The organism is Stenotrophomonas sp. BR163 (assembly GCF_047520985.2).
Classification (GTDB): domain Bacteria; phylum Pseudomonadota; class Gammaproteobacteria; order Xanthomonadales; family Xanthomonadaceae; genus Stenotrophomonas; species Stenotrophomonas sepilia.
In genome coordinates, this window is the sequence record NZ_JAXBRE020000006.1 from 70,338 (window position 1) to 91,319 (window position 20,982).

The window sequence follows — 20,982 nt, forward strand, 5'->3', positions numbered from 1 at the left end:
CTGCCTGGCTGTTCCCGCACGCTGCCGCGTCCTGCAGCCGCACCTGGCCGCCGCCGCTGCGGTGATGGACGGGCAGGGGGACAAGAGGCGCTGGGTGGAGCGCCGCGCATCAGGATTCAGGCGGGCACTGCGGCAGGGCCTGTTGTGGCTGCTGCTGGCCCTTGCGCTGCCGTTGGCTGCGCAGGAAGGCGCGCCCCCGCTGCGCGACTACGCCATCGATGTATGGACCTCGCGCAACGGCCTGCCGCACAACTCGCTGCGCGACATCGCGCAGACGCCGGAAGGCCATCTCTGGTTCGCCACCTGGGAAGGGCTGGTGCGCTACAACGGCCTGGACTTCACCGTGTTCGACCGCAGCACGCGCCCGGGCCTGCGCGACAACGGCATCGGCGCCCTGTTCGTCGACCGCCAGGGCGGACTGTGGATCAGTGATTCGCGCGGCAACGTCAGCCACCGTGGCAGTGATGGCCAATGGCGGGTCTGGGAGCACCAGGCCGATACGCCGCAGGTGCTGATCCAGTCCATGCAGATGGACAGCCAGGGCCGGCTGTGGCTGCTGTACGAAGGCAAGGGCATCGGCTACCTGACGCCGGACAGCGGCATTGTCTACCAGGCGCCGGCGGCGGACCTGCCGATGGCGATGAGCTTCACCAGGCTGGTGGTCGACGCGCAGGACCGGGTCTGGGTCGGTACGCTGGACGGGCTGGTGCTGCGCGACAACGATGGCGTGCTCAAGCGCGCCCCCGCCGCATGGGGGCTGGGTGCCGGCAGTGGCCTGTCGTGGCCCTACCGTGCGCCGGATGGCGCGTTGTGGATCGTCGCCGGTGAGCGCCTGTACCGGGTGGAGGATGACCAGCTGGTGCTGGTGCACCGCCTGCCGGGCCAGCTGCACATGACCTCGATGCTGCAGGACCGGCACGGTGACCTGTGGCTGGGCACCGAGAACCAGGGCCTGCTGCGCATCTCCGCACATGGCCTGGAGCGACTGCCGGCCGGCCTGAACCTGCCGGGCGGACGCGTGGTCAGCCTGCGCGAGGATGCCGAAGGCAGCATCTGGGTGGGCGCCAACGGCGGGCTCTATCGCCTGCGCGAAACGCTGTTCAGCAGCTACACCGAGCGCGATGGGCTCAGTGGCGACTACGTGCGCACGGTATTCGAGGATCGAGATCGCCAGCTGTGGGTCGGCAGCGCCAGTGGCTTGGACCTGCAGACGCCGGATGGCCGGTTCCGTGCCGTGCCGCTGCACAACCGCGGTGGCAAGGCACCGTCCGTCCTGAGCCTGGCGCAGGGGCCGGATGGTGATCTGTGGGTGGGCACCTTCGGCGATGGGGTCTACCGGCTCGGCCGCGACGGCCACCTGCGCCACAACTACGCGGCAGCCGACGGCATGCCGGGTGGCAACATCCGTGCGATCAGCGTTGATTCCCAGGGCGTGGTCTGGGCTGGCACGCAGAAGGGCGTGGTGCGCATCGACGGCGACCATGTGCAGGTCTCGAACGTGCCGGGCATGCCCGGCGGCCTGATCACCGCGCTTGAGCATGACCATCAGGGCAACCTGTGGATCGGCACCATCGAAGGCATCCGCGTGCTGCGCGGCGACCACGTGCAGTCGATCGACCTGGCGCCGCTGGGCGGTGGCCGCAGCGTGTTCGGCTTCCACCAGCTGGGCGACGTGATGTGGATCAGCAGTGATCGCGGCCTTTACCGCTGGCGCAACGGCAGGCTGGCACGGGTCGGCCTGGAGCAGGGCATGCCGGTGGATGCGGTGTTCCAGCTGGTGCCGGATCGCCTTGGCAATGTGTGGATCAGCAGCAATCGCGGCGTGCTGCGCACCGATATGGCCACCCTCAACGCCGTGGCCGATGGCCGCACGCCGCGGGTGGGGGTGGAGCGTTACAACGAGATCGACGGCATGGCCAATGCACAGGCCAACGGCAGCTCCAGCCCATCGGCGATCCTGCGCCAGGACGGCACGTTCTGGGTGGTCACCGCAGGCGGCCTGAGCACGGTCGACCCGCAGCGCCTGCAGCGTTTCCGCGAGCGGCCATCGCCGCCGGCCGCGATCGAGAGCGTGCAGGTGGATGGCGCGCCGGTGCATTGGGAAGGGCCGGATCGCAACCATATTCCAGGGGGGCGCCGGTTGGCGGTGAGTTATGTCGGCCTGAGCTACCTGATGTCTGACCGGATCCGCTACCGCACGCGGCTGGACGGGCTGGATGCCGGCTGGGTCGAGCGCGGCCCACAGCGCAGCGTTGAGTTCGTCGGCCTGCCGCCGGGCGACTACACCCTGCATGTGGCGGCCGCCCATCCCGGCGGCAGCTGGGGCCAACAGGAGGCGGTGTGGAGCTTCACCGTGGAGCCGTTCTGGTGGCAGCGCCGCAGCGTGCAGGTGCTGGTGGGGATGCTGCTGCTGGCTGGCCTGGTGGCGCTGTACCGGCTGCTGCTGCAGCAGCTGAAGGCCAGCAACCTGCGCCTGGCACGGCGGGTGGACGAAGCGACCTTCGACCTGCAGGCCAAGACGGTGCACCTGCAGGCGCTGAACCAGGAAAAGACCGAACTGGCCGAGCGCCTGGCGCGCCAGGCCGAAGCCTTCGAGCGGCAGGCCCGCGAGGATGCCCTGACCGGCCTGGCCAATCGCCGCGCCTTCGACGAAACGCTGGCGCGTGACTTCGCCCGGTCACAGCGCAGTGGTCATCCGCTGTGCCTGGTGGTGCTCGACATCGATCACTTCAAGGAGGTCAACGACCGCCACAGCCACAGCATCGGCGATGCCGTGCTGGTGCAGGTGGCGTCATTGATCGCAGCGGCCTGCCGCGACTCCGACCTGCCGGCGCGCACCGGCGGCGAAGAGTTCGCGCTGCTGCTCAACGACACCCGCCTGGAGGAAGCCGCACAGCTGTGCGCGCGCCTGCGTGGCCTGTTCCATGACCATCCCGATTGGGGCGGCGTGGCGGGCCTGCGTGTCACCTTCAGCGCGGGCCTGGTAGAGCTGGATGCCGACGACCGCACCCCGGCACTGCTGTACCAGCGCGCCGACCGCGCGCTGTACCGCGCCAAGAGCGACGGCCGCGATCGCACGAGCATCGGTTGATCGCATCCACGCATGGCGTGGATCTACTGGAGTGCCGCACCAACCGGCGGTGCCGACCAATGGTCGGCACCCACCAAAGGAGTACCCACCACAGAGGTCGTCGGCAGCCCCAACGAGCGCAGCGATCCGCTGTTGCTCCTGCTTTCTGATCTTTCCGTGGCACCCAGCAACGTGTCCGTGGCCGGACGGGTGGGCTGCGCAGGGGCGTGAGCCGCATGGGCCTGAGGCATGCCTCGGGCGGGTTGGGCCGGATGCCCAACCCCGGTCTTGCCGTGTGCGCAGGACAGCGCACACGAGCAAGCGGCGACCGAGCTTACATGGACGTACTTGCAGCGTCCCCTGCGCAGTCCACCCGTCCGGCCCAACTGATGATTCGCTTCACGCCACGAGGGGCTCCGCCGTTGGCCGCTTCACCGCGGCCAGGCGTTGGCGATGGTGCAGAACAGCCGCGCGGTCTGCTCGGTGTCATACACCGCGCTGTGTGCCTCGTTGGCATCCCAACCCAGCCCGGCGGCGGTGGCCGCACGCGCCAGCACGGTCTGGCCGTAGGCGATACCGGCCAGGGTGACCGTGTCGAACACGCTGAACGGATGGAACGGGTTGCGCTTGTGGCCGGTGCGGGCCACGGCCGCGTTGACGAAGCCGAGGTCGAAATGCGCGTTGTGGCCCACCAGGATCGCGCGCTGGCAGCCGTACTTCTTCATCGCCGCACGCACCGGAGTGAAGATGTGGTCCAACGCCGCTTTTTCTTCCTTGGCCAGCCGGAACGGGTGGTCGAGGATGATGCCGGTCACTTCCAGCGACTTCGGGTCGATTTCCAGGCCCTCGGCCGGGACCACGTGGGCACTGGCGGTCTGGCCGGGGTAGAGCAGGCCGTTCTCGTCCATCTCGATCGGCACCGCAGCGATTTCCAGCAGCGCATTGCGCTGGCTGTCGAAGCCACCGGTTTCCACATCCACCACCACCGGCAGGAAGCCGCGGAAGCGTTGTGACATCGCGCGCTGCGCCTGGGGTACTGCGGAATCGGGAGCGGCGGCAGGTGCGGAGGGGGAGTCAGTCATGCGTGAATTCTAGCAGAGCGACCCTGAGCGCCCGGCCAGCCTTCTGCGCATGGGTTCCCTGCGTGGGCGTGTGTCGACCAAGGTCGACACCTACCGGGCACCGCGCGCTCAGGATTCCGGTGCCAACCTTGGTTGGCACACGGCGCACCGACCATGGTCGGCATCTAGCGCACCGCAGGCCGTGCCGTCGTGACCGATGGCTGCCACCGGGCCAACCAGGCGTCCACGCTCAGCTTGCCGGCGCCAGTGAAGATCAGCGGCAGCAGCATGGCCATGAACAGCACCGGCAGCTTGAAGTTGCCGTAGCCCTGGTCGCTGATGGCATACCCCATCGCGAGGTCACCCAGCGAATTCCATTGCATCGGCCAATGCACCGCATAGGTCGCCACCACGGTCAGCACCAGCAGGCTGGCGGCGGCGAAGCGGGTACCGAAACCAAACAGCAGGCAGGCCGCGCCAACCAGTTCGAACCAGGTGGCCAGCTGCCAGTTCAGGGCAGCAGGCAGTTGGTTGAACGGGAACGGGAAGGCGTCCTGCAGGTCGGCGAACCAGTTCTGGCCGTGCAGCTTCTCACGGCCGGATTCGAAGTATTCCCAGGCCAGCAGCAGGCGCAGGCCCAGCGGCGCCACCCAGGGGGCGAGACGGTCCAGCCGGCCGCGCGCGGCGGCCAGGAGCGGCAGGTTCATCGTTGGATCTCCAGTGGAAGAGGCGTCAGGGCGGGGGTGCGAGCGGGCCGATCACGCCGGCCTGCAGGAACTGCAGCAGCAGTGCAGCACCGGGCTCGGCCAGTGCGTCTTCGGCCAGGCCGTGCGAGGTGGCCAGCTGCTGCAGGTACGTCTGTCCTTCCAGGCCGGGCCGTTCGCCGATGCTGGCCAGCAGGTGTACCGCCAGCGGGCTGAGCGCGGCGAATCGCACTTCACCGTCGGCTTCGCGGCGGACCAGCAGGCCGGTGGGTTCTGGAAGGGGCTGGGTCGGCGCATCCTCTGCACCGAGACGGTGCACCGGCCATTGGTACAGCAGCGGCCATGCCAGCGGCGAACGCCGCAGCGGCACCCGAAGTGGATCAGTATCGCCAGGCGCAGGAAGCGGTTCGGCCTGCAGCTGGTACAGCGCGGTTTCCACCCACTCGTAGTGCGCCAGTTCGGCCAATGCCGGGTGCGGCAGCTGTGGCTGCGCCTGCAGCCACTGCACAAATTCAGCGGCCAATTCGGTGAACAGCGGTGTCTGGCAGCGATGCGTGGCGAAGTAGTGGCGCACCAGGGCGCTCCAGGCCGGTTCGCCAAGCAGGCGCACGCAGACCGGGAAACCGTTGCTCAACAGGCCGAGCAGGTTGTTGAACAGCAGGTGCCGGTATACCGCGACCCGGCGTGGATCCAGGCCGGCCGGCGCAGGTACCGCCTGCGGGTCGCGCAGGTGTGCGGTGAACGCGTGCTGCTGCGCGCGCAGGGTGTCGGCGGAATCAATCATGTGCCATCCCGGCGTGCGTGGCCTGCAGGCGGCGGATGGTCTGCAGTTCGCCCTGCAGTTCTGCATAAGGCGGGAAATTGAAATCCCGTTCGAGCAGGGTGGGGCGCGGGCCGATGCGTGCATAGGTACGTGCCAGCAGCGCCCAGACCGGATCGATCACCGCGCTGCCGTGGGTATCGATTTTCAGGTCCGGGGCTTCATCCAGATGACCGGCCACATGCAGGCAGACGATGCGCTGCGCAGGCAGGCCGGCGATGAAGGCATCGGCATCGTAGCCGTGGTTGCAGGCGTTGACGTAGACGTTGTTGACGTCCAGCAGCAGGTCGCAGTCGGCTTCGGCGAGCACCGCATTGGTGAACGCCAGCTCGTCCATCGCCGGTTCCGGTGCCAGGTAGTAGGACACGTTCTCCACTGCGATGCGACGGCCCAGCAGGTCCTGCACGCGGCTGATGCGCTGCGCGGTATGGCGCACGGCTTCGTCGGTGAAGGGAATCGGCAGCAGGTCGTACAGGTGGCCGTCGTCGCTGCAGTAGCTCAGGTGCTCGCTGTACAGCGGCACGCGGTGCTTCTCCAGGAACCGGCCGACCTGTTCCAGCAGCTGGGTATCCAGCGGTGCACTGCCGCCCAGCGACAGCGACAGGCCGTGGCAGCTCAGCGGATGGCGCTGCGCCAGTTCGGCCAGGGCATCACCGGCCGGGCCGCCGACATGGATCCAGTTCTCCGGTGCGCATTCGAGGAAGTCGAAGTCGCCTTCCGGGGCGTCACGCAGGTCCTGCAGCAGCGCCCGGCGCAGGCCCAACCCGGCGGCCGCCGCACGAAGCGGCGACCGCGGGTGGACGAGGCTGGCGCGGGCGTCAGTGCTTGCCACCGCACTTGCCTTCGCCGCATTTGCCTTCAGCCGACTTCGTGTCGCCGGCCTTGGCCTTGGCGCCCGCTGCGCCGGCAGCCTTGCCCTTGTCGGCACCGCACTTGCCTTCGCCGCTCTTGCCATCGGCACCACACTTGCCTTCGGCGTGCTTGGTCGCGTCGGCGGCCATCTTGGTGTCGGCGGCCTTGGCATCGGTGCTGGCCTTGGCTGCCTGGCCGGCCACCAGGTAGCCCTGGGCGAGGTCGCTCATGCTCAGCGCCGAGGCGCTGGCGGTCATGCCCAGGCCGGCGGCCAGGGCGGTAGCGGTCAGCAGGGACAGGGTCTTGTTGGAACTGCTCATCGGTCTTACTCCTGGGTGGTGGGCAGGTGCCCGGGGTGAAACGATGGTGCAGCGATCCTACTCAACGAATCCTCGCCAAGAACTCAAATTTTCGTGAGATTTGTTACAGAAGCATCCGGAAGGTCTGCGCCGGGCAAGCACGGCGCCCACAACGCGGGTGGAACACCGCAAAAAAAGAAGGCCGCTGTCACAGGACAGCGGCCACCTTGGAGTCGACTCCGGTGTTGCAGTGCAGCGTCAGGGCTGGCCGGTGCTGGAGGTCTCGTCGCGCTTCTCACGCGGTGGCAGCGGCTGCTCGCCGTGCACCAGGAACCACACGTTCTCGGCGATGTTGGTGGCGTGGTCGCCCACGCGCTCCAGGTTCTTGGCCATGAACAGCAGGTGGGTGCACGGGGTGATGTTGCGCGGGTCTTCCATCATGTAGGTGAGCAGCTCGCGGAACAGCGCCGTGTACTGGGCGTCCAGGCGGGCGTCGTCCTCGCGCAGTGCCAGTGCGGCCTCGGCATCGTTGTCGCGGTAGGCGGCGATGGCACGGCGCACCTGCTGCGCGGCCAGGCGGCCCAGCGCGCGCAGGCCCTGGATCTGCGGCAGCGGCGGGACCTTGCCCAGCGCGATCGAGCGCTTGGCCACGTTCGCTGCATAGTCGCCGATGCGCTCGATGTCGGCCGGGATGCGCAGGCCAGCGAGGATCTCGCGCAGGTCGCGCGCCATCGGTCCACGCAGCGCCAGGCGCATCACGTCGTGGCTGATCTGCTGCTCAAGCGCGTCGATCGCTTCGTCGTTGGCGATGATGCGATGGGCGGCGTTCTCGTCGCGTTTCTCGATCACGTCCATCGCCGCTTCGAGCTGGGCGACGGCCATCTCGCCCATGCGCACGATTTCGGCCACCAGGCGCTGCTGCTCCTCGTCGTAGCTCTTGACGATGTGGTCGTTGGGAAGGTTCATGGTTGTTCCGCTCTGTAGAGTCGAGCCATGCTCGACAGACGTTGTCTGGAGAGTCGAGCCACGCTCGACTGAGGTTTCAGCCGAAGCGACCGGTGATGTAGTCCTCGGTCTGCCGCTGCGACGGCTGCGAGAAGATCACTTCGGTGCGGTCGTGCTCGATCAGGTCGCCCAGGTACATGAAGGCGGTGTAGTCGGACACGCGCGCAGCCTGCTGCATGTTGTGGGTGACGATCACGATCGTGTACTCGTGCTTGAGTTCTTCCACCAGCTGCTCGATGCGGCTGGTCGAGATCGGATCCAGCGCCGAGGTCGGCTCGTCCAGCAGCAGCACCGACGGGCGCAGGGCCACGGCACGGGCGATGCACAGGCGCTGCTGCTGGCCACCGGACAGGCCCAGTGCGCTCTGCCCCAGCTTGTCCTTCACTTCGTCCCACAGTGCGCCCTGGCGCAGTGCCTGCTCGACGCGGTCGGCCATATCGGCCTTGCTCAGCTTCTCGTGGTGGCGGATGCCGTAGGCCACGTTCTCGAAAATGGTCATCGGGAACGGCACCGGCTTCTGGAACACCATGCCGACCTTGCTGCGCAGGCGGTTCATCGGGTACTTCGGCGACAGGATGTTCTCGCCGTCCAGCAGCACTTCACCGCGCGCTTCCAGCTTCGGGTACAGCGCGTAGATGCGGTTGAAGATGCGCAGCAGGGTCGATTTGCCGCAACCGGAAGGACCGATCAGCGCGGTCACGCGCTTCTCCGGGATTTCCAGGTTGATGCCCTTCAGGGCGTGGAACTTGTCGTAGTAGAAGTCCAGTCCGCGCGCGGCAAGCTTGACCGGAGCCGGGGTGTGCAGGCTCTCGTGCGAGGACGGCACGGCGATGCGCTGCATCGGCACGGCGTTGGAAAGGTCGTTCATGGCGTTATCCACGGAAAGGTCAGTCATGGGAGATACGGTTACGCAGCAGGATGCCGCGGGCGGCAAGGCTGACCAGCAGCACGAAGACAGTCAGCACCAGGGCACCGGCCCAGGCCAGTACCTGCCAGGATTCATACGGGCTGCCGGCGAACTGGTTCATCACCACCGGCACCGAAGCCATCGGCTGGAAGATGTTGTTGTTCCAGTACTGGTTGCCGAAGGCGGTGAACAGCAGCGGAGCGGTCTCGCCGGAAATGCGGGCCAGCGCCAGCAGGATGCCGGTGATGATGCCGGCCGAGGCACTGCGGTACAGCACCTGCACGATCACCTTCCACTGCGGGATGCCCAGCGACAGGGCCGCTTCGCGCATCTGCGAGGGCACCAGGCGCAGCATTTCGTCGGTGGTGCGTACCACCACCGGCAGCACGATGAAGGCCAGCGACAGGGCGCCGGCGAATGCCGAGAAGTTGCCCCCGGTCTGCATCACGTACAGCGTGTAGACGAACAGGCCCAGCACGATGGACGGCGCCGACAGCAGGATGTCGTTGACGAAGCGGACCACGGTGCCGGCCTTGCGGGCGTTGCCATACTCGGCCAGCCAGGTACCGGCCAGCACGCCCAGCGGGGTGCCGATGCCGATGGCCAGTGCACACATCACGGCACTGCCGAAGAAGGCGTTGGCGAGGCCGCCGTCCTGCATCGGCGGCGGGGTCATCTTGGTGAACAGATCCCAGTTGATGCCGGCCAGGCCCTTGGCAGCCAGGGTGAACAGGATCCAGCCCAGGAAGAACAGGCCGAACAGGGCGGTGGCGCAGGACGCAGTGATCGCAACGACGTTGCCGATGCGGCGGCGCAGGTACAGCGAATCAGCGGTGGTGGACATCAGTTGCCCTCCTTGCGGGACAGGCGCATCAGCATCAGGCGGGCGATGGCCAGCACCACGAAGGTGACGATGAAGAGGACGAAGCCGAGCAGCAGCAGGGCCGAACGGTAGGTTTCAGTGGCTTCGCCGAAATCATTGGCGATCAGCGCGGCGATGGTGGTGCCCGGTTCCAGCAGCGACGGCGACAGGCGCACGCTGTTGCCGATCACGAAGGCCACCGCCATCGTTTCGCCCAGCGCGCGGCCCAGGCCGAGGAAGATGCCGCCGATGACCGCCGAACGGGTGTAGGGCAGGACGATGTCCCAGCTCACTTCCCACTTGGTGGAGCCCAACGCGTAGGCCGATTCCTTCAGGCGGGTGGGCACGGTCAGGAACACCTCGCGCATCACCGAGGAAATGAACGGAATGACCATGATGGCCAGCACGAAACCGGCGGTGAGCATGCCGATGCCCAGCGGCGGGCCCTGGAACATCGGGCCGATGACCGGCCATTCGCCCAGGGTCTCGTTGAGGAACGGGGTGACGTACTCGGTCATCACTGGCACCAGCACGAACAGGCCCCACATGCCGTAGATGATCGAGGGGATGCCGGCCAGCAGTTCGATGGCGGTACCGACCGGGCCACGCAGCCAGCGCGGCGCGACTTCGGTGAGGAAGAAGGCGATGCCGAAGCTGACCGGAACGGCGATGACCATCGCGATGACGGCGGTGACCAGGGTGCCGTAGATCGGAGCTAGGGCGCCGAACTTGTTTTCGACCGGATTCCAGTCGGCGGAGAAGAAGAAGCTCAGTCCCTGCATCTGCAGGGCATGGCGACCGCCCCACAGCATCGACAGCGCGGCGCAGGCCAGGGCGATCAGTACGAAGATGACGGTGCCGACCAGCACCCATCGGAACAGTTTGTCGTTGCGGGCATCACGCGTATCACGCGTGGACGGGGCGGCTACAGGCTGGGCGATGGCATTCATGGGGACGGCTGGGCCAGGAAGGGGCGGGGCGGCACGGCGTGGAACAAGCGGTGCCCGCGCGGGGCGGGCACCGTCGAGTCCATCACTTCAGGTCGGTCGCCCAGTAGGCCTCGATCTGCTTGACCAGTTCGGCCGGCAGCGGCACGTAGTGCAGCTCGTTGGCCTGGGCCTGGCCGTTCTCGAAGGCCCACTTGAAGAAGGCCAGGGTGTCCTGGTTGCGCTTGGCGTCCTTCGGCTGCTTCTGCATCAGCATGAAATTGGTGGCGGTGATCGGCCACGCCTGCTCGCCCGGGGCGTTGGTGATGACCAGGTTGAAGTCCTTGGCGCTGGCCCAGTCGGCGCTGGCGGCCGCAGCGGCGAAGGTTTCCGCGCTCGGCTCGACCCAGTTGCCGGCGGCGTTCTGCATGGCGGTGTAAGGCATGCCGTTCTGCAGGGCATAGGCCAGTTCGACGTAGCCGATCGAGCCCTTGATCTGCTTCACGTAGGACGCAACGCCTTCATTGCCCTTGCCACCGACGCCGTCCGGCCACTGCACCGAGGTGCCTTCGCCGACCTTGCTCTTCCACTCCGGGCTGACCTTGGACAGGTAGTTGGAGAAGTTGAAGGTGGTGCCCGAACCGTCCGAACGGTGGACCAGGGTGATCTTGCCGTCCGGCAGCTTCACGCCCGGGTTGGCGGCGACGATCGCCGGGTCGTTCCAGGTCTTGACCTTGCCCAGGAAGATGTCGGCCAGCAGGGCGCCGCTCAGGCGCAGCTTGCCGGCTTCCAAGCCTTCGATGTTGACCACCGGCACCACGCCGCCGATGGCCGACGGGAACTGCGCCAGGCCGGCCTGGGCCAGCTCCTCGCTGCTCAGCGGCTTGTCGGACGAACCGAAGTCGACGGTCCCGGCCTTGATCTGGGCGATGCCGCCGCCGGAGCCGATCGACTGGTAGTTGATCTTGGCGCCGGTGCTGGCGTTGTAGTCAGCCGACCACTTGGAGACCAGCGGGAAGATGAAGGACGCGCCCGCGCCGGACACTTCGGCGGTCACCTTGGCACCGGCGGCGGCCGGAGCGGCGGTACCGTCGGCAGCCGGCTGCTGCGCGGCCTGCTTGTCGCCACCGCAGGCCGACAGGCTCAGGGCGATGGCCAGGGAAAGGGCGGCAAGGCCGGCCGAGTGCAGTTTCATGGTCACTCCATAGCGGGGAAGAGCCGACGTGGTCGGCGGATGCGGCTATGAAATGATGTTTTTGTTACAGCCGTATTACGACCATGACAGAGGTGTCGAGGATCACGTTCTGACAAGGCTTTCACAGGGCTGGCGCCGATCCGGCCGGGGCCCGGAAACCCCGGATCTGCGCACCGATATGACGGCGGCTTGGTCCTTGCAGCGTCAATACGCGACAGCTCCTCGCCCACGGTAGGTGCGGACCGCTGGTCCGCACGCTCCAGAGCGCAGCCGAGCGTCGGCTCGGCTCTACAGAGGCAGGTGCATCCCCGAAAACAAGAAGAGCGCGAGATCTCGAGGATCTCGCGCCCGGGTGGGAGCGGCGGGGGAGAGAGGACCCGCCGCCCCCGTTCCTGCGGGGGAACGCGCTTACTTCAGGTTCTGCGACCAGTAGGTCTCGATCTGGCGGACCAGGCTGTCCGGCAGCGGCACGTAGTCCAGCTGGCGGGCCTGGGCGTCGCCGTTCTTGTAGACCCAGCGGAAGAACTCCTGGGTCGCCTTGCCATTGGCGGCATTCTTCGGCGTCTTCTGCACCAGGATGAAGTTGGTGGCGGTGATCGGCCAGGACTCGGCGCCCGGCGCATTGGTCATCACCAGGTAGAAGTCGCGGGCGTTGGCCCAGTCGGCGCTGGCAGCGGCGGCAGCGAACGAGGTGTCGCTCGGCTGCACGAACTTGCCGGCGGCATTCTTCATCGCGGTGTAGGAGAGCTTGTTCTGCAGCGCGTAGGACAGTTCGACATAGCCGATGCCGCCCTTGATCTGCTTCACATAGGCGGCAACACCTTCGTTGCCCTTGCCGCCGATGCCGGCCGGCCACTGCACCGAGGTGCCTTCACCGACCGAGCTCTTCCACTCCGGGCTGACCTTGGACAGGTAGTTGACGAAGTTGAAGGTGGTGCCCGAGCCGTCCGAACGATGCACGACGGTGACCTTGGCGTTGGGCAGGGTCACGCCCGGGTTCAGTGCGGCGATGGCCGGGTCGTTCCAGCTCTTGATCTTGCCCAGGAAGATGTTGGCCAGCACGGCGCCGTCCAGCTTCAGGGCGCCCGGGGCGATGCCGGCCACGTTGACCACCGGCACCACGCCACCGATCACCGACGGGAACTGCGCGAGGCCTGCAGCAGCCAGGTCTTCCGGCTTCAGCGGCGCATCGGAAGAGCCGAAATCAACGGTCTTGGCCTTGATCTGGGCAATGCCGCCGCCGGAACCGATGGACTGGTAGTTGACCTTGTTGCCGGTTGCGGCGCTGTAGTCGGCCGACCACTTGGACATGACCGGGTAGATGAACGATGCGCCCGCGCCGGTGATGTCGGCGGCGTTGGCGGCGAACACGGACGATGCAGCCAGGATGGCGACAGCGGCGCGCGATTTGAAGGCGTGGATCACGGGGAGACTCCTGGGGTGGTGGTCGAAGGGCGGTTGCCCGACGTTTCGGTGCACATTCCATAACGGTTGCGTGACACGCCCGCGTCTGTCATATGACGCGGGCGTGACACGCGTCATGAGGGATGTCACGTCCGTTGTGCCGGCAGGGCGGCACGCGTACCGCTGCAACGACGAAGGCACGGCCGGGGCCGTGCCTTCGCGGTTCAATGCAGGTGGCTGGACTTACCAGAAGAACTGCGCGCGGGCTTCCAGGATGTTGGGATCGTCGTTGACGAAACCGCGCGCCGTGGAGCTGTACTTCTTGCTGTCGACCATCACGTAGTTGAGCATCAGCTTGAAGTTGGAACGCAGGTACCAGTTGGCGCCCACGGTCCAGATGTCCATCTTGCCACCCAGCACGCCATCGACGATCGGCGGGCGACCGGCGACCGGATTGGCGGCGAGGTTGCCGTCATTGAGGTCCATGTGGTCGTAGCGCACGCCCAGCTGCCACTGGCCGCCGGCCGGGTTGTTCGGCAGGCCGGTGCCCGGAGTGCCGCCCTTGTAGCTCCAGGTCTCGCCGGTGACGTTCCACACGCCGCTGATGTAGTAGCCGTCGCTGGTGTAGTTGTCGTGGTCGTAGCGCTTGGCCTTGCTGGTGTAGTACTCGGCCTGGGCCTTGAACGGGCCCTGGAAGTACATCGCTTCGGCACCGATGGTGCTGACGCGGTCGGTGTCGGTCAGGTTGCCGCTGTCGACCAGGCGGGCAGTGGCGAGGTCGGCATTCGGACGCGCACGCACGCGCAGGGTGTCGGCGTCGGCGTCGTAGTTGACGTAGCTCAGGCCGAAGTGCAGGACCTGGCCCTTTTCATTGATCGGGGCCCAGGTGCCACGCGCGCCGTAGCCGCTGCCGTGGGCCAGGTTGCGGGTCAGCTCGCGGCCGAAGGCGCTGGCGGTCACCGACCAGTTGTCCTGGCCGTAGCTGTACGCGCCGCCCAGGCGGCGGGCGATGGCATAGGTATTGGTGACCGCTGCCTTGGAAATGAAATCGTTGTTCTTGGTGCTGGACAGTTCTTCCAGGCTGTTGGGCTGCTTGAACTGGCCCAGCTGCAGGAAGTGGTTGGCGTTGCCCAGCAGCTTGTACTTCACGTTGGTGTCGAGGAACTTGTCGGCCTTGGCGTCATAGCCGACCACCCACTCCACGTTGCCCGGGCCCTTGCCCTTCAGCACCAGCTCGGCGCGACGCAGTTCGAATTCGCTGTTCTTGCCGTTGCCGGCGTCGCCACCGTTGAGGTCGACCACATCGTTGTGGAACCAGTTGCCGTCGGCCTGGACCAGGCCTTCGAAGGTGATTTCCGAACCGCCGATCACGTCGATGGCGACTTCGGCGTGTGCAGCCGGCACATACAGCGCAGCAGCCACGGCCACCGTCAGGAGTTGGTGATGCAGTTTCATGGAGAGGAGCCTTGCAGGCAGGTGGGAAGATGCGCGCAGGCTAGAAGGTAAAGATTGCGTAAATGTGACAGTTCACGCGCGGCAGACATCCGCCGCAGGCCCCGTCACGGCAGGGCCTGCCATTGAAACCGCTTGCGTATGACGCCCGGATTGCGACCCGGTTGCAGTAGATCCACGCCCTGCGTGGATGCTGCCGTCACTCGGCCGTGGTCTTATCCTTGAACCGGCACAGGTCGGCGATCACGCAGCCCGAGCAATCCGGCTTGCGCGCCTTGCACACATAACGCCCGTGCAGGATCAGCCAGTGATGTGCGTCGAGCAGGAACTCGGCCGGAATCACCTTCACCAGCTTGTCTTCTACTTCGCGCACGTTCCTGCCCGGCGCCAGTCCTGTGCGGTTGGCGACGCGGAAGATGTGCGTGTCCACGGCCATTACCGGCTCGCCGAACGCGGTGTTGAGCACCACGTTGGCGGTCTTGCGCCCGACACCCGGCAGCGCTTCCAGCGCTTCGCGATCGCGGGGCACTTCACCGCCATGCTTCTCCAGCAGGATCGCGCAGGTCGCGATCACGTTCTTTGCCTTGGCGTTGAACAGCCCGATGGTGGCGATGTACGGCTTCAGGCCATCCTCGCCGAGCGCAAGGATCTTCGCCGGCGTGTTGGCGACCGGGAACAGTCGCCGCGTGGCCTTGTTGACGCCGACGTCGGTGGCCTGCGCCGACAACGCCACCGCTACCAGCAGCTCGAACGGCGAGCTGTACTCCAGTTCGGTCTTCGGGTGCGGGTTGAGTTCGCGCAGGCGGGTGAACATCTCCACCACGTCGGCGCGCGGCATCGTGCCGCCACGCCGCGCCGGGGCGCGTGCGGTCTTCTTCGTGGTGGCCATTACTGTTCCTTGCCGCGGGCGCGGGCCTTGGCCCGGGCCAGAATCGCGGCTGCCGCAGCGGGCAGGGCGGGCTTCACGTCCGGGGCCGGTGCCGGGGTGCGGCGTGCATCGCGCTCGGCCTCGCGGCGGGCCAGGCGCACCGCACGGGCACGGTAGCGTTCGCGTGCAGCCCAGGCCGCGCGCAGTTGCTGCTGGGCCTGGCACAGGCGTTGCGGAAGGTCGGGGTGGTCAGGCAGCAACCGGTCGTCGCCGGCACGGACGACGTAGTCCATCAGCCCGGCCTGCAGGGCACCATCGAGATCGTCTGCCTGGACCCGGGCGAACAACTGCGCGGGGTTGGGTCGGGATGCCATGGCGTCAGCGGTTCTGGAAGGCCGGCGCGCGGCGTTGCAGGAAGGCGCTGGTGCCTTCGCGCATGTCCTCGGTGGCGAACAGCAGGCCGAACTGCGCACTTTCGTATTCCAGCCCGGCCTCCAGGCTGCATTCGCCGCCCACGTGCACCGCGTCGAGCAGGCCACGCAGGGCCAGCGGGGCCGAGCGTGCCAGCTGGCGGGCGACGTCCTGCACCCGGTTGTCCAGCGCGTCGGCCGGCACGACTTCGTTGACGATGCCCAGTTCCAGCGCACGCGCGGCGTTGATCGGCGCCCCCAGCAGGCACAGCTCCAGGGTGGCGGCGCGGCCGCACAGGCGCAGCAGGCGCTGGCTGCCGCCGAAGCCGGGGATCAGGCCGAGGTTGATTTCCGGTTGGCCGACCTTGGCGGTATCTGCGGCGATGCGCAGGTGGCAGGCCATCGCCAGTTCCAGGCCACCGCCCAGTGCGAAACCATTCACGCGTGCGATGACCGGTTTGGGCATGCGTTCGATCTGGCGCATCAGGGCCTGGCCCAGCAGCGAGAAATCACGTCCCTGAACGGCGCTGAGCGTGTTCATTTCCGCGATGTCGGCACCGGCCACGAACGCCTTGGGGCCCGCCCCGGTCAATATCACGACGCGCACCTCCGGATCGGCGGCGGCGTCGCTGAAGGCATCGGCCAGGGCCTGCAGGGTCGCGGCGTTGAGGGCATTGAGCTTGTCCGGGCGCTGGACGGTCACGGTGCGGATGGCGCCGTCGTCAGCGACAGCGATCAGGGCATCGGCCACGGGGAAACTCCTGGAACGTTAAAAAAAAGTGATATTGAACTCTGGAAACGCAGACGGGTCATAGCCTGCATCGTGAGTAGCGGTTACACGTTGCGCCCGTTATCCTAACCCGTCGCCTCAGGGCGGCGCAGAACGTCCCTGAGTTACCACCCCTGGAGAACTGTTTGATGAAGTTGCGTTCTATCGCGGTCGCCGTCGCGGCCCTGGCCCTGACGGGCAATGCCTTCGCCCAGGACGTCTCGTCCGAAAAGGGCAAGCTGAGCTACTACTTCGGTTACGACTACGGCAACAACCTGGCGGAGCTGACCGGTCGTGGTGAGCAGCTGGACATCAACTCGGTGGTGAAGGGCCTGCAGGATGCCTACGCCAAGAAGCAGCCGGCGATCACCGCCGAGCAGCTGAAGCCGGCCGTTGAAGCGTTCCAGAAGCGCGAGCAGGGCCGTGCCCAGGCCGCCAAGGCCGAGTACGAAAAGGCGGCTGCCGAAAACAAGACCAAGAGCGACCAGTTCATCGCGGCGAACAAGGCCAAGGCCGGCGTGCAGTCCCTGCCGAGCGGCGTCCAGTACCGCGTGATCGAGGCCGGCAAGGGCGCCAAGCCGACCCAGGCCAGCACCGTGCAGCTGGAAGTGGCCGGCCCGTTCCCGTACGGCCAGCGCCCGACCGAAGCCCGCCCGGCCCAGCAGATCCCGTCGATCAAGGTCAGCGAAGTCGAAATGAAGGCCATGCGCGAGACCCTGCTGCAGATGCCGGCAGGCTCGAAGTGGGAAGTCACCCTGCCGCCGGACCAGGCCTACGGTGCCGATCCGCGCACCCCGTTCCCGCCGAACGTGGCTGTGCAGTTCGAGATCAAGCTGGTCAGCGTCAAGTAAATCGAAGCAGCAAACCAAACGCGCCGGTGACCCCACCGGCGCGTTTTTGTTTGCGCAGTGCGCGACCTGTAGCGCTGCGCCATGGGCGTCGTATCGTCCCGCGCAAATTCAGCCCGATCGCGCTACTGTTGGCGGGTGCAAACAATGGAAGAAACGGCGCGTGTTGTCGCAAGTCCCTGCATCGGAGTGTGCACGCTGGATCCGCACCGGCAATGCGCCGGCTGCGGGCGGCATATCGATGAGATCGCGCGGTGGTCGTCGATGAGCAACGAGGAACGCAGCCGCATCCTGCATCGCGTGCAGCCCCTGCGCGAACAACTGCAGCAATCGCTGCGTGGCTCGCTGGCCGACCACGAACGACTGATCCGCGCGCTGCATCCCTTGGCCCAACCACCTGCCGGCGACGGCTGGAACCGCAGTGAGCTGGTCGATCTGCTACCGCCCGGGCCTCCGGTGGAGGCGGCGGTGCTGGCCGGCATCGTGCCGCGCGCCAGCGGCGCACAGGTGATCCTCACCCGTCGAACCGAAACACTGCGCACCCATGGTGGCCAGGTCGGATTCCCCGGTGGCCGCACCGAACGCGATGACCGCGACGCGCTGGCGGCCGCGCTGCGCGAGAGCCAGGAAGAAATCGCATTGGCGCCCGGCCAGGTGCAGGCGCTGGGCTATCTCGATCCCTTCGTGACGATCACCGGCTACCGGGTCACGCCGGTGGTGGCGGTGGTCGATCCGGAGTTCGTGCCGGTCCCGCAGCCCAGTGAAGTGGCCGAGGTATTCGAGGTGCCACTGGATTACCTGATGGCGCCCGACAGCCTGCGCCAGGTCGAAATCAATCATCGCGGCCGGGTTCGCCACGTCCTTGAGTATGGCTGGCCGGGCCAGCGCATCTGGGGCGCGACCGCGGCCATCCTCTACAACCTGCGTCGCCGCCTGGAGCAAGTGCAATGAACCCGATCAAGCAGCCGTGGACTACCCTGGTCGATGTCGACACCTTGGCCGCTGCACTGGGCGAAGGCGTACGCGTGGTCGACGCGCGTGCCACCGCCAGTACCGCCGTGCGCGTGGTCGATGCGCGTGCTTCGCTGGCCGACCCGCAGGCTGCGGGCGGCCAGTACCTGGCAGGGCACATACCGACTGCGGTGCATGCCGATCTCAACCGTGATCTGTCCGATCTCAGCCGCGTCGGCCATGGTCGCCATCCATTGCCGGACAGCGATGCCTTTGCTGTGAAGCTGGGGCAGTGGGGCATCGGCCCCGACACCCAGGTCGTGGTCTACGATGGCAGCGACGGCAGCATGGCCGCCTCGCGCCTGTGGTGGCTGCTGCGCCTGATCGGTCACAGCAGGGTGGCCGTACTCGACGGCGGCATCGCCGCGTGGCAGGCCGCCGGCCACGCGTTGGAAAGCGGCCAGGCTGGGGTGAACGCGCTGCCTGATTACCCAGGCCGTTTCGACACCACCCAGATCGCCAACGCCGACGAAATCACTGCGCGGCTGAAGCATGCGCCGGGCTGGCTGGTCGACGCGCGCGCGGGTGAACGCTTCCGTGGTGAAGTGGAGCCGCTGGACCCGGTGGCCGGGCATGTGCCGGGCGCCGTCAACCGCCCGTTCGCATTGAACGTGCTCGACGGCCGCCTGCGCGACGCACAGGAGCTGCGCGCCGAACTGCAGGGCGTGATCGGCAACCGCGATCCGCAGCAGGTGGTGCTGATGTGCGGTTCCGGCGTGACCGCCTGCCACCTGCTGCTGGCGATGGAAACGGCCGGCCTGAGCGGCGCACGCATCTATGCCGATTCCTGGAGTGGTTGGGTGAGCGACAGCAGCCGCCCGGTGGCGACCGGCGCCTGAGCCGCGCGGGGTCGGATCCGTTTTCCAACGGAGAACGGCTCTGACCCCATCAACCGAAAATCGGGGTCAGAGCCCGTTGCGTAGCAACGGGAGCCGACCCCGTGTCGATTCGAAGGATCGCGGAGAACTGTCGAAGGCGGGGTGGGTCCGGTTGCGGGGGTGTCCGCGGCATGGATGCCGCGGCCAAGCCGCCATGGGTGAGGGCGCTTTGCTTGCGAAGCACTGCTTCGCAAGCGCCCGAACGCACAGCCGCCAGCGGCTGGGCCGGCCTGGGGCTTTACGGCGTCCCCCGCAATCGGATCCACCCCGCCATCCCCCGGAATGCCAGCTCTTGACGTTGACGTTGCCTCTGCAGGTGCAGGGCGCAGCCCTGCTGCTTACTCCAACCCCTGCAGCGGCACCTTCGCCAGCACCCGTGCCCACGGGAACAAGGGCCCCGGATCGCGCTTGCGTGCCACCCTCAGCGTCGGATCATCGCTGGCCGGCACCTGCTCCAGATCCAGCTGGTCGTGTCCGGCAATCCGCCGCAGCGACGGATAGCGCGCCACCAGCGCCAGCAGCAGCCGCTCCAGCGCTTCCAGCTGTGGCTCGGTGTAGGCCTCGTCCATCGCCTGGTGGCGGCTGTCGAACCAGTCCGGATAGCGCCCGCGGTTGACCAGCTCGATGCCCAGCGTATGCGCGTTCATGCCGCGCACGTGATGGGCCACGCGTTCCGGCGCCACGTACTGCACCACGCTGCCATCGCGGTCGATGTAGAAGTGCCCGCTGTTGCCGGCGCCGCTGTCGTACAGCACGCGCTCGCCGTACTCGCGGGCCATCGCCAGATCGGGCAGCTCGGTGCAGTGGATCACCACCATTTCCAGCGAGGCGGGATCCCGCAGCGGCAGTCGGTCGTGATAGGGCAGGGGCTGCAGCTGCAGGCCGGGCAGGAGCGGGTTGGGCATCCGGCGATGCTAGCATTGCGGCATGAACCTGCCTTCCCTTTCCTCGTCGGCCCGCGCCCACGGAGCACGCGCATGAGCCGCGGCCACTGCATCCTCTCCCATGGCTTCGAGAGCGGCCCGGAGGCGACCAAGGTCACCGCGCTGGCCGAGGTGGCGCAACGCCTGGGCTGGACCCACGAGCGCCCCGACTACACCGACCTGGACGCGATGAGCGAGGTCAGCCGGGTGGGCGACGTGCCGACCCGCCTGCGTCGTCTGGTTGAACGCGCCGCCATCGCGGCACGTCAGGGGCCGGTGGTGCTGGCCGGCTCCAGCCTGGGCGCCTACATCTCCGCCATCGCCTCGCTGCAGGTGCCGGTAGCCGGCCTGTTCCTGATGGTGCCACCGACCACCATGGGCCCGATGCCGGCGCTGGACGCCGCTGCGGTGCCGACCACGGTGGTGCAGGCCTGGCATGACGATGTGGTACCGGCTGCCGGCGTGATTGCCTGGGCGCAGGCGCGTTCGGCGCAGTTGCTGCTGGTTGACGACGGTCACCGCCTGGAGCGCCACGTGGAGGCCTCCGCGCAGGCCTTCGAGCGCCTGCTGCGGCAACTGTGAAGCCAGGGCGCACGGCGCGCCCGCCCGCATTGACTACAATGGCAGCCCCGCCGCCCCCGGCGCGGGCCTGCCGGCCGTGCCTACGGCCCTCCTTTCCGACCGGCCCGGCCCCTGTGCCGCGCCCGACCACCTGCGA

22 protein-coding genes are annotated in these 20,982 nt (G+C 67.3%); 6 read left to right on the forward strand and 16 right to left on the reverse strand.

Going from position 1 to position 20,982, the window contains the following annotated elements; translation table 11 throughout:
- The first annotated feature begins 64 nt into the window (after window positions 1–64).
- On the forward strand, window positions 65–3,091 hold the full coding sequence (locus tag ACM0PY_RS07060) for a ligand-binding sensor domain-containing diguanylate cyclase (protein WP_180885202.1): 3,027 nt from the start codon (window positions 65–67) through the stop codon (window positions 3,089–3,091).
- Window positions 3,092–3,103: 12 nt separating this feature from the next.
- Window positions 3,104–3,301 (forward strand): hypothetical protein, encoded by a 198-nt coding sequence (locus tag ACM0PY_RS07065; protein ID WP_495493252.1) that lies wholly within the window; start codon window positions 3,104–3,106, stop codon window positions 3,299–3,301.
- A gap of 200 nt (window positions 3,302–3,501) precedes the next feature.
- Here ACM0PY_RS07065 and rnt read toward each other — a convergent pair whose 3' ends face one another.
- The 15 genes from rnt to ACM0PY_RS07140 all read right to left on the reverse strand — a co-directional run bounded on the left by rnt (window position 3,502) and on the right by ACM0PY_RS07140 (window position 16,586).
- Entirely contained in the window at window positions 3,502–4,086 is a 585-nt protein-coding gene (rnt, locus tag ACM0PY_RS07070; RefSeq protein ID WP_005408782.1) for a ribonuclease T, read from the reverse strand.
- 230 nt (window positions 4,087–4,316) lie between these two features.
- A complete protein-coding gene (locus ACM0PY_RS07075) occupies window positions 4,317–4,838 on the reverse strand; it encodes an HvfX family Cu-binding RiPP maturation protein (RefSeq protein WP_061478541.1) in 522 nt (173 codons plus the stop codon).
- A gap of 25 nt (window positions 4,839–4,863) precedes the next feature.
- Window positions 4,864–5,619, reverse strand: a complete 756-nt coding sequence (locus tag ACM0PY_RS07080; RefSeq protein ID WP_072166782.1) for an HvfC family RiPP maturation protein — start codon at window positions 5,617–5,619, stop codon at window positions 4,864–4,866.
- Window positions 5,612–6,487: an HvfB family MNIO-type RiPP peptide maturase gene (locus ACM0PY_RS07085; protein ID WP_134972224.1), complete on the reverse strand. Its 876-nt coding sequence runs from the start codon at window positions 6,485–6,487 to the stop codon at window positions 5,612–5,614. The genes ACM0PY_RS07080 and ACM0PY_RS07085 overlap by 8 nt, the downstream gene beginning before the upstream one ends.
- A complete protein-coding gene (locus tag ACM0PY_RS07090; protein ID WP_069137970.1) occupies window positions 6,474–6,827 on the reverse strand; it encodes a hypothetical protein in 354 nt (117 codons plus the stop codon). The genes ACM0PY_RS07085 and ACM0PY_RS07090 overlap by 14 nt, the downstream gene beginning before the upstream one ends.
- 237 nt (window positions 6,828–7,064) lie before the next feature.
- Complete coding sequence (phoU, locus tag ACM0PY_RS07095; RefSeq protein ID WP_005415893.1) at window positions 7,065–7,772, reverse strand: phosphate signaling complex protein PhoU; 708 nt, start codon at window positions 7,770–7,772, stop codon at window positions 7,065–7,067.
- 76 nt (window positions 7,773–7,848) lie between these two features.
- Window positions 7,849–8,679 (reverse strand): phosphate ABC transporter ATP-binding protein PstB, encoded by an 831-nt coding sequence (gene pstB, locus ACM0PY_RS07100; protein ID WP_049411272.1) that lies wholly within the window; start codon window positions 8,677–8,679, stop codon window positions 7,849–7,851.
- A 19-nt stretch (window positions 8,680–8,698) separates the two neighbouring features.
- The gene (gene pstA, locus ACM0PY_RS07105) at window positions 8,699–9,562 is read right to left on the reverse strand and encodes a phosphate ABC transporter permease PstA (protein ID WP_005415894.1); all 864 of its coding nucleotides are present in this window, start codon (window positions 9,560–9,562) and stop codon (window positions 8,699–8,701) included.
- Complete coding sequence (gene pstC / locus ACM0PY_RS07110) at window positions 9,562–10,530, reverse strand: phosphate ABC transporter permease subunit PstC (RefSeq protein WP_061478538.1); 969 nt, start codon at window positions 10,528–10,530, stop codon at window positions 9,562–9,564. Before pstC ends, pstA begins: the two co-directional genes overlap by 1 nt.
- An 82-nt stretch (window positions 10,531–10,612) precedes the next feature.
- The gene (gene pstS / locus ACM0PY_RS07115) at window positions 10,613–11,701 is read right to left on the reverse strand and encodes a phosphate ABC transporter substrate-binding protein PstS (RefSeq protein ID WP_134972223.1); all 1,089 of its coding nucleotides are present in this window, start codon (window positions 11,699–11,701) and stop codon (window positions 10,613–10,615) included.
- Between the two features lie 408 nt (window positions 11,702–12,109).
- The gene (gene pstS, locus ACM0PY_RS07120) at window positions 12,110–13,126 is read right to left on the reverse strand and encodes a phosphate ABC transporter substrate-binding protein PstS (RefSeq protein WP_072166779.1); all 1,017 of its coding nucleotides are present in this window, start codon (window positions 13,124–13,126) and stop codon (window positions 12,110–12,112) included.
- A gap of 222 nt (window positions 13,127–13,348) precedes the next feature.
- Window positions 13,349–14,560, reverse strand: a complete 1,212-nt coding sequence (locus ACM0PY_RS07125; RefSeq protein ID WP_049411264.1) for an OprO/OprP family phosphate-selective porin — start codon at window positions 14,558–14,560, stop codon at window positions 13,349–13,351.
- 196 nt (window positions 14,561–14,756) lie between these two features.
- The gene (nth, locus tag ACM0PY_RS07130; RefSeq protein WP_180885204.1) at window positions 14,757–15,446 is read right to left on the reverse strand and encodes an endonuclease III; all 690 of its coding nucleotides are present in this window, start codon (window positions 15,444–15,446) and stop codon (window positions 14,757–14,759) included.
- Window positions 15,446–15,799 (reverse strand): hypothetical protein, encoded by a 354-nt coding sequence (locus ACM0PY_RS07135; protein WP_111202186.1) that lies wholly within the window; start codon window positions 15,797–15,799, stop codon window positions 15,446–15,448. The genes nth and ACM0PY_RS07135 overlap by 1 nt, the downstream gene beginning before the upstream one ends.
- Before the next feature lie 4 nt (window positions 15,800–15,803).
- Window positions 15,804–16,586, reverse strand: coding sequence for an enoyl-CoA hydratase-related protein (locus tag ACM0PY_RS07140; protein WP_053501080.1), 783 nt, complete (start codon window positions 16,584–16,586; stop codon window positions 15,804–15,806).
- A 167-nt stretch (window positions 16,587–16,753) separates the two neighbouring features.
- Between ACM0PY_RS07140 and ACM0PY_RS07145 the strand changes: the two genes are divergently transcribed.
- From ACM0PY_RS07145 to ACM0PY_RS07155, 3 genes are all read left to right on the forward strand, one after another.
- Complete coding sequence (locus ACM0PY_RS07145) at window positions 16,754–17,455, forward strand: FKBP-type peptidyl-prolyl cis-trans isomerase (RefSeq protein ID WP_005408797.1); 702 nt, start codon at window positions 16,754–16,756, stop codon at window positions 17,453–17,455.
- A gap of 144 nt (window positions 17,456–17,599) precedes the next feature.
- Window positions 17,600–18,403 (forward strand): CoA pyrophosphatase, encoded by an 804-nt coding sequence (locus ACM0PY_RS07150; RefSeq protein ID WP_414609437.1) that lies wholly within the window; start codon window positions 17,600–17,602, stop codon window positions 18,401–18,403.
- Complete coding sequence (locus ACM0PY_RS07155) at window positions 18,400–19,302, forward strand: sulfurtransferase (RefSeq protein ID WP_180885209.1); 903 nt, start codon at window positions 18,400–18,402, stop codon at window positions 19,300–19,302. Before ACM0PY_RS07150 ends, ACM0PY_RS07155 begins: the two co-directional genes overlap by 4 nt.
- A 377-nt stretch (window positions 19,303–19,679) precedes the next feature.
- On the opposite strand, the gene ACM0PY_RS07160 is transcribed toward ACM0PY_RS07155, so the two are convergent.
- Complete coding sequence (locus ACM0PY_RS07160) at window positions 19,680–20,246, reverse strand: N-acetylmuramoyl-L-alanine amidase (protein WP_111007601.1); 567 nt, start codon at window positions 20,244–20,246, stop codon at window positions 19,680–19,682.
- 72 nt (window positions 20,247–20,318) lie between these two features.
- Here ACM0PY_RS07160 and ACM0PY_RS07165 point away from each other — a divergent pair, with 72 nt between their 5' ends.
- Window positions 20,319–20,846, forward strand: a complete 528-nt coding sequence (locus tag ACM0PY_RS07165) for an alpha/beta hydrolase (protein WP_024958728.1) — start codon at window positions 20,319–20,321, stop codon at window positions 20,844–20,846.
- Window positions 20,847–20,982: the final 136 nt, after the last annotated feature.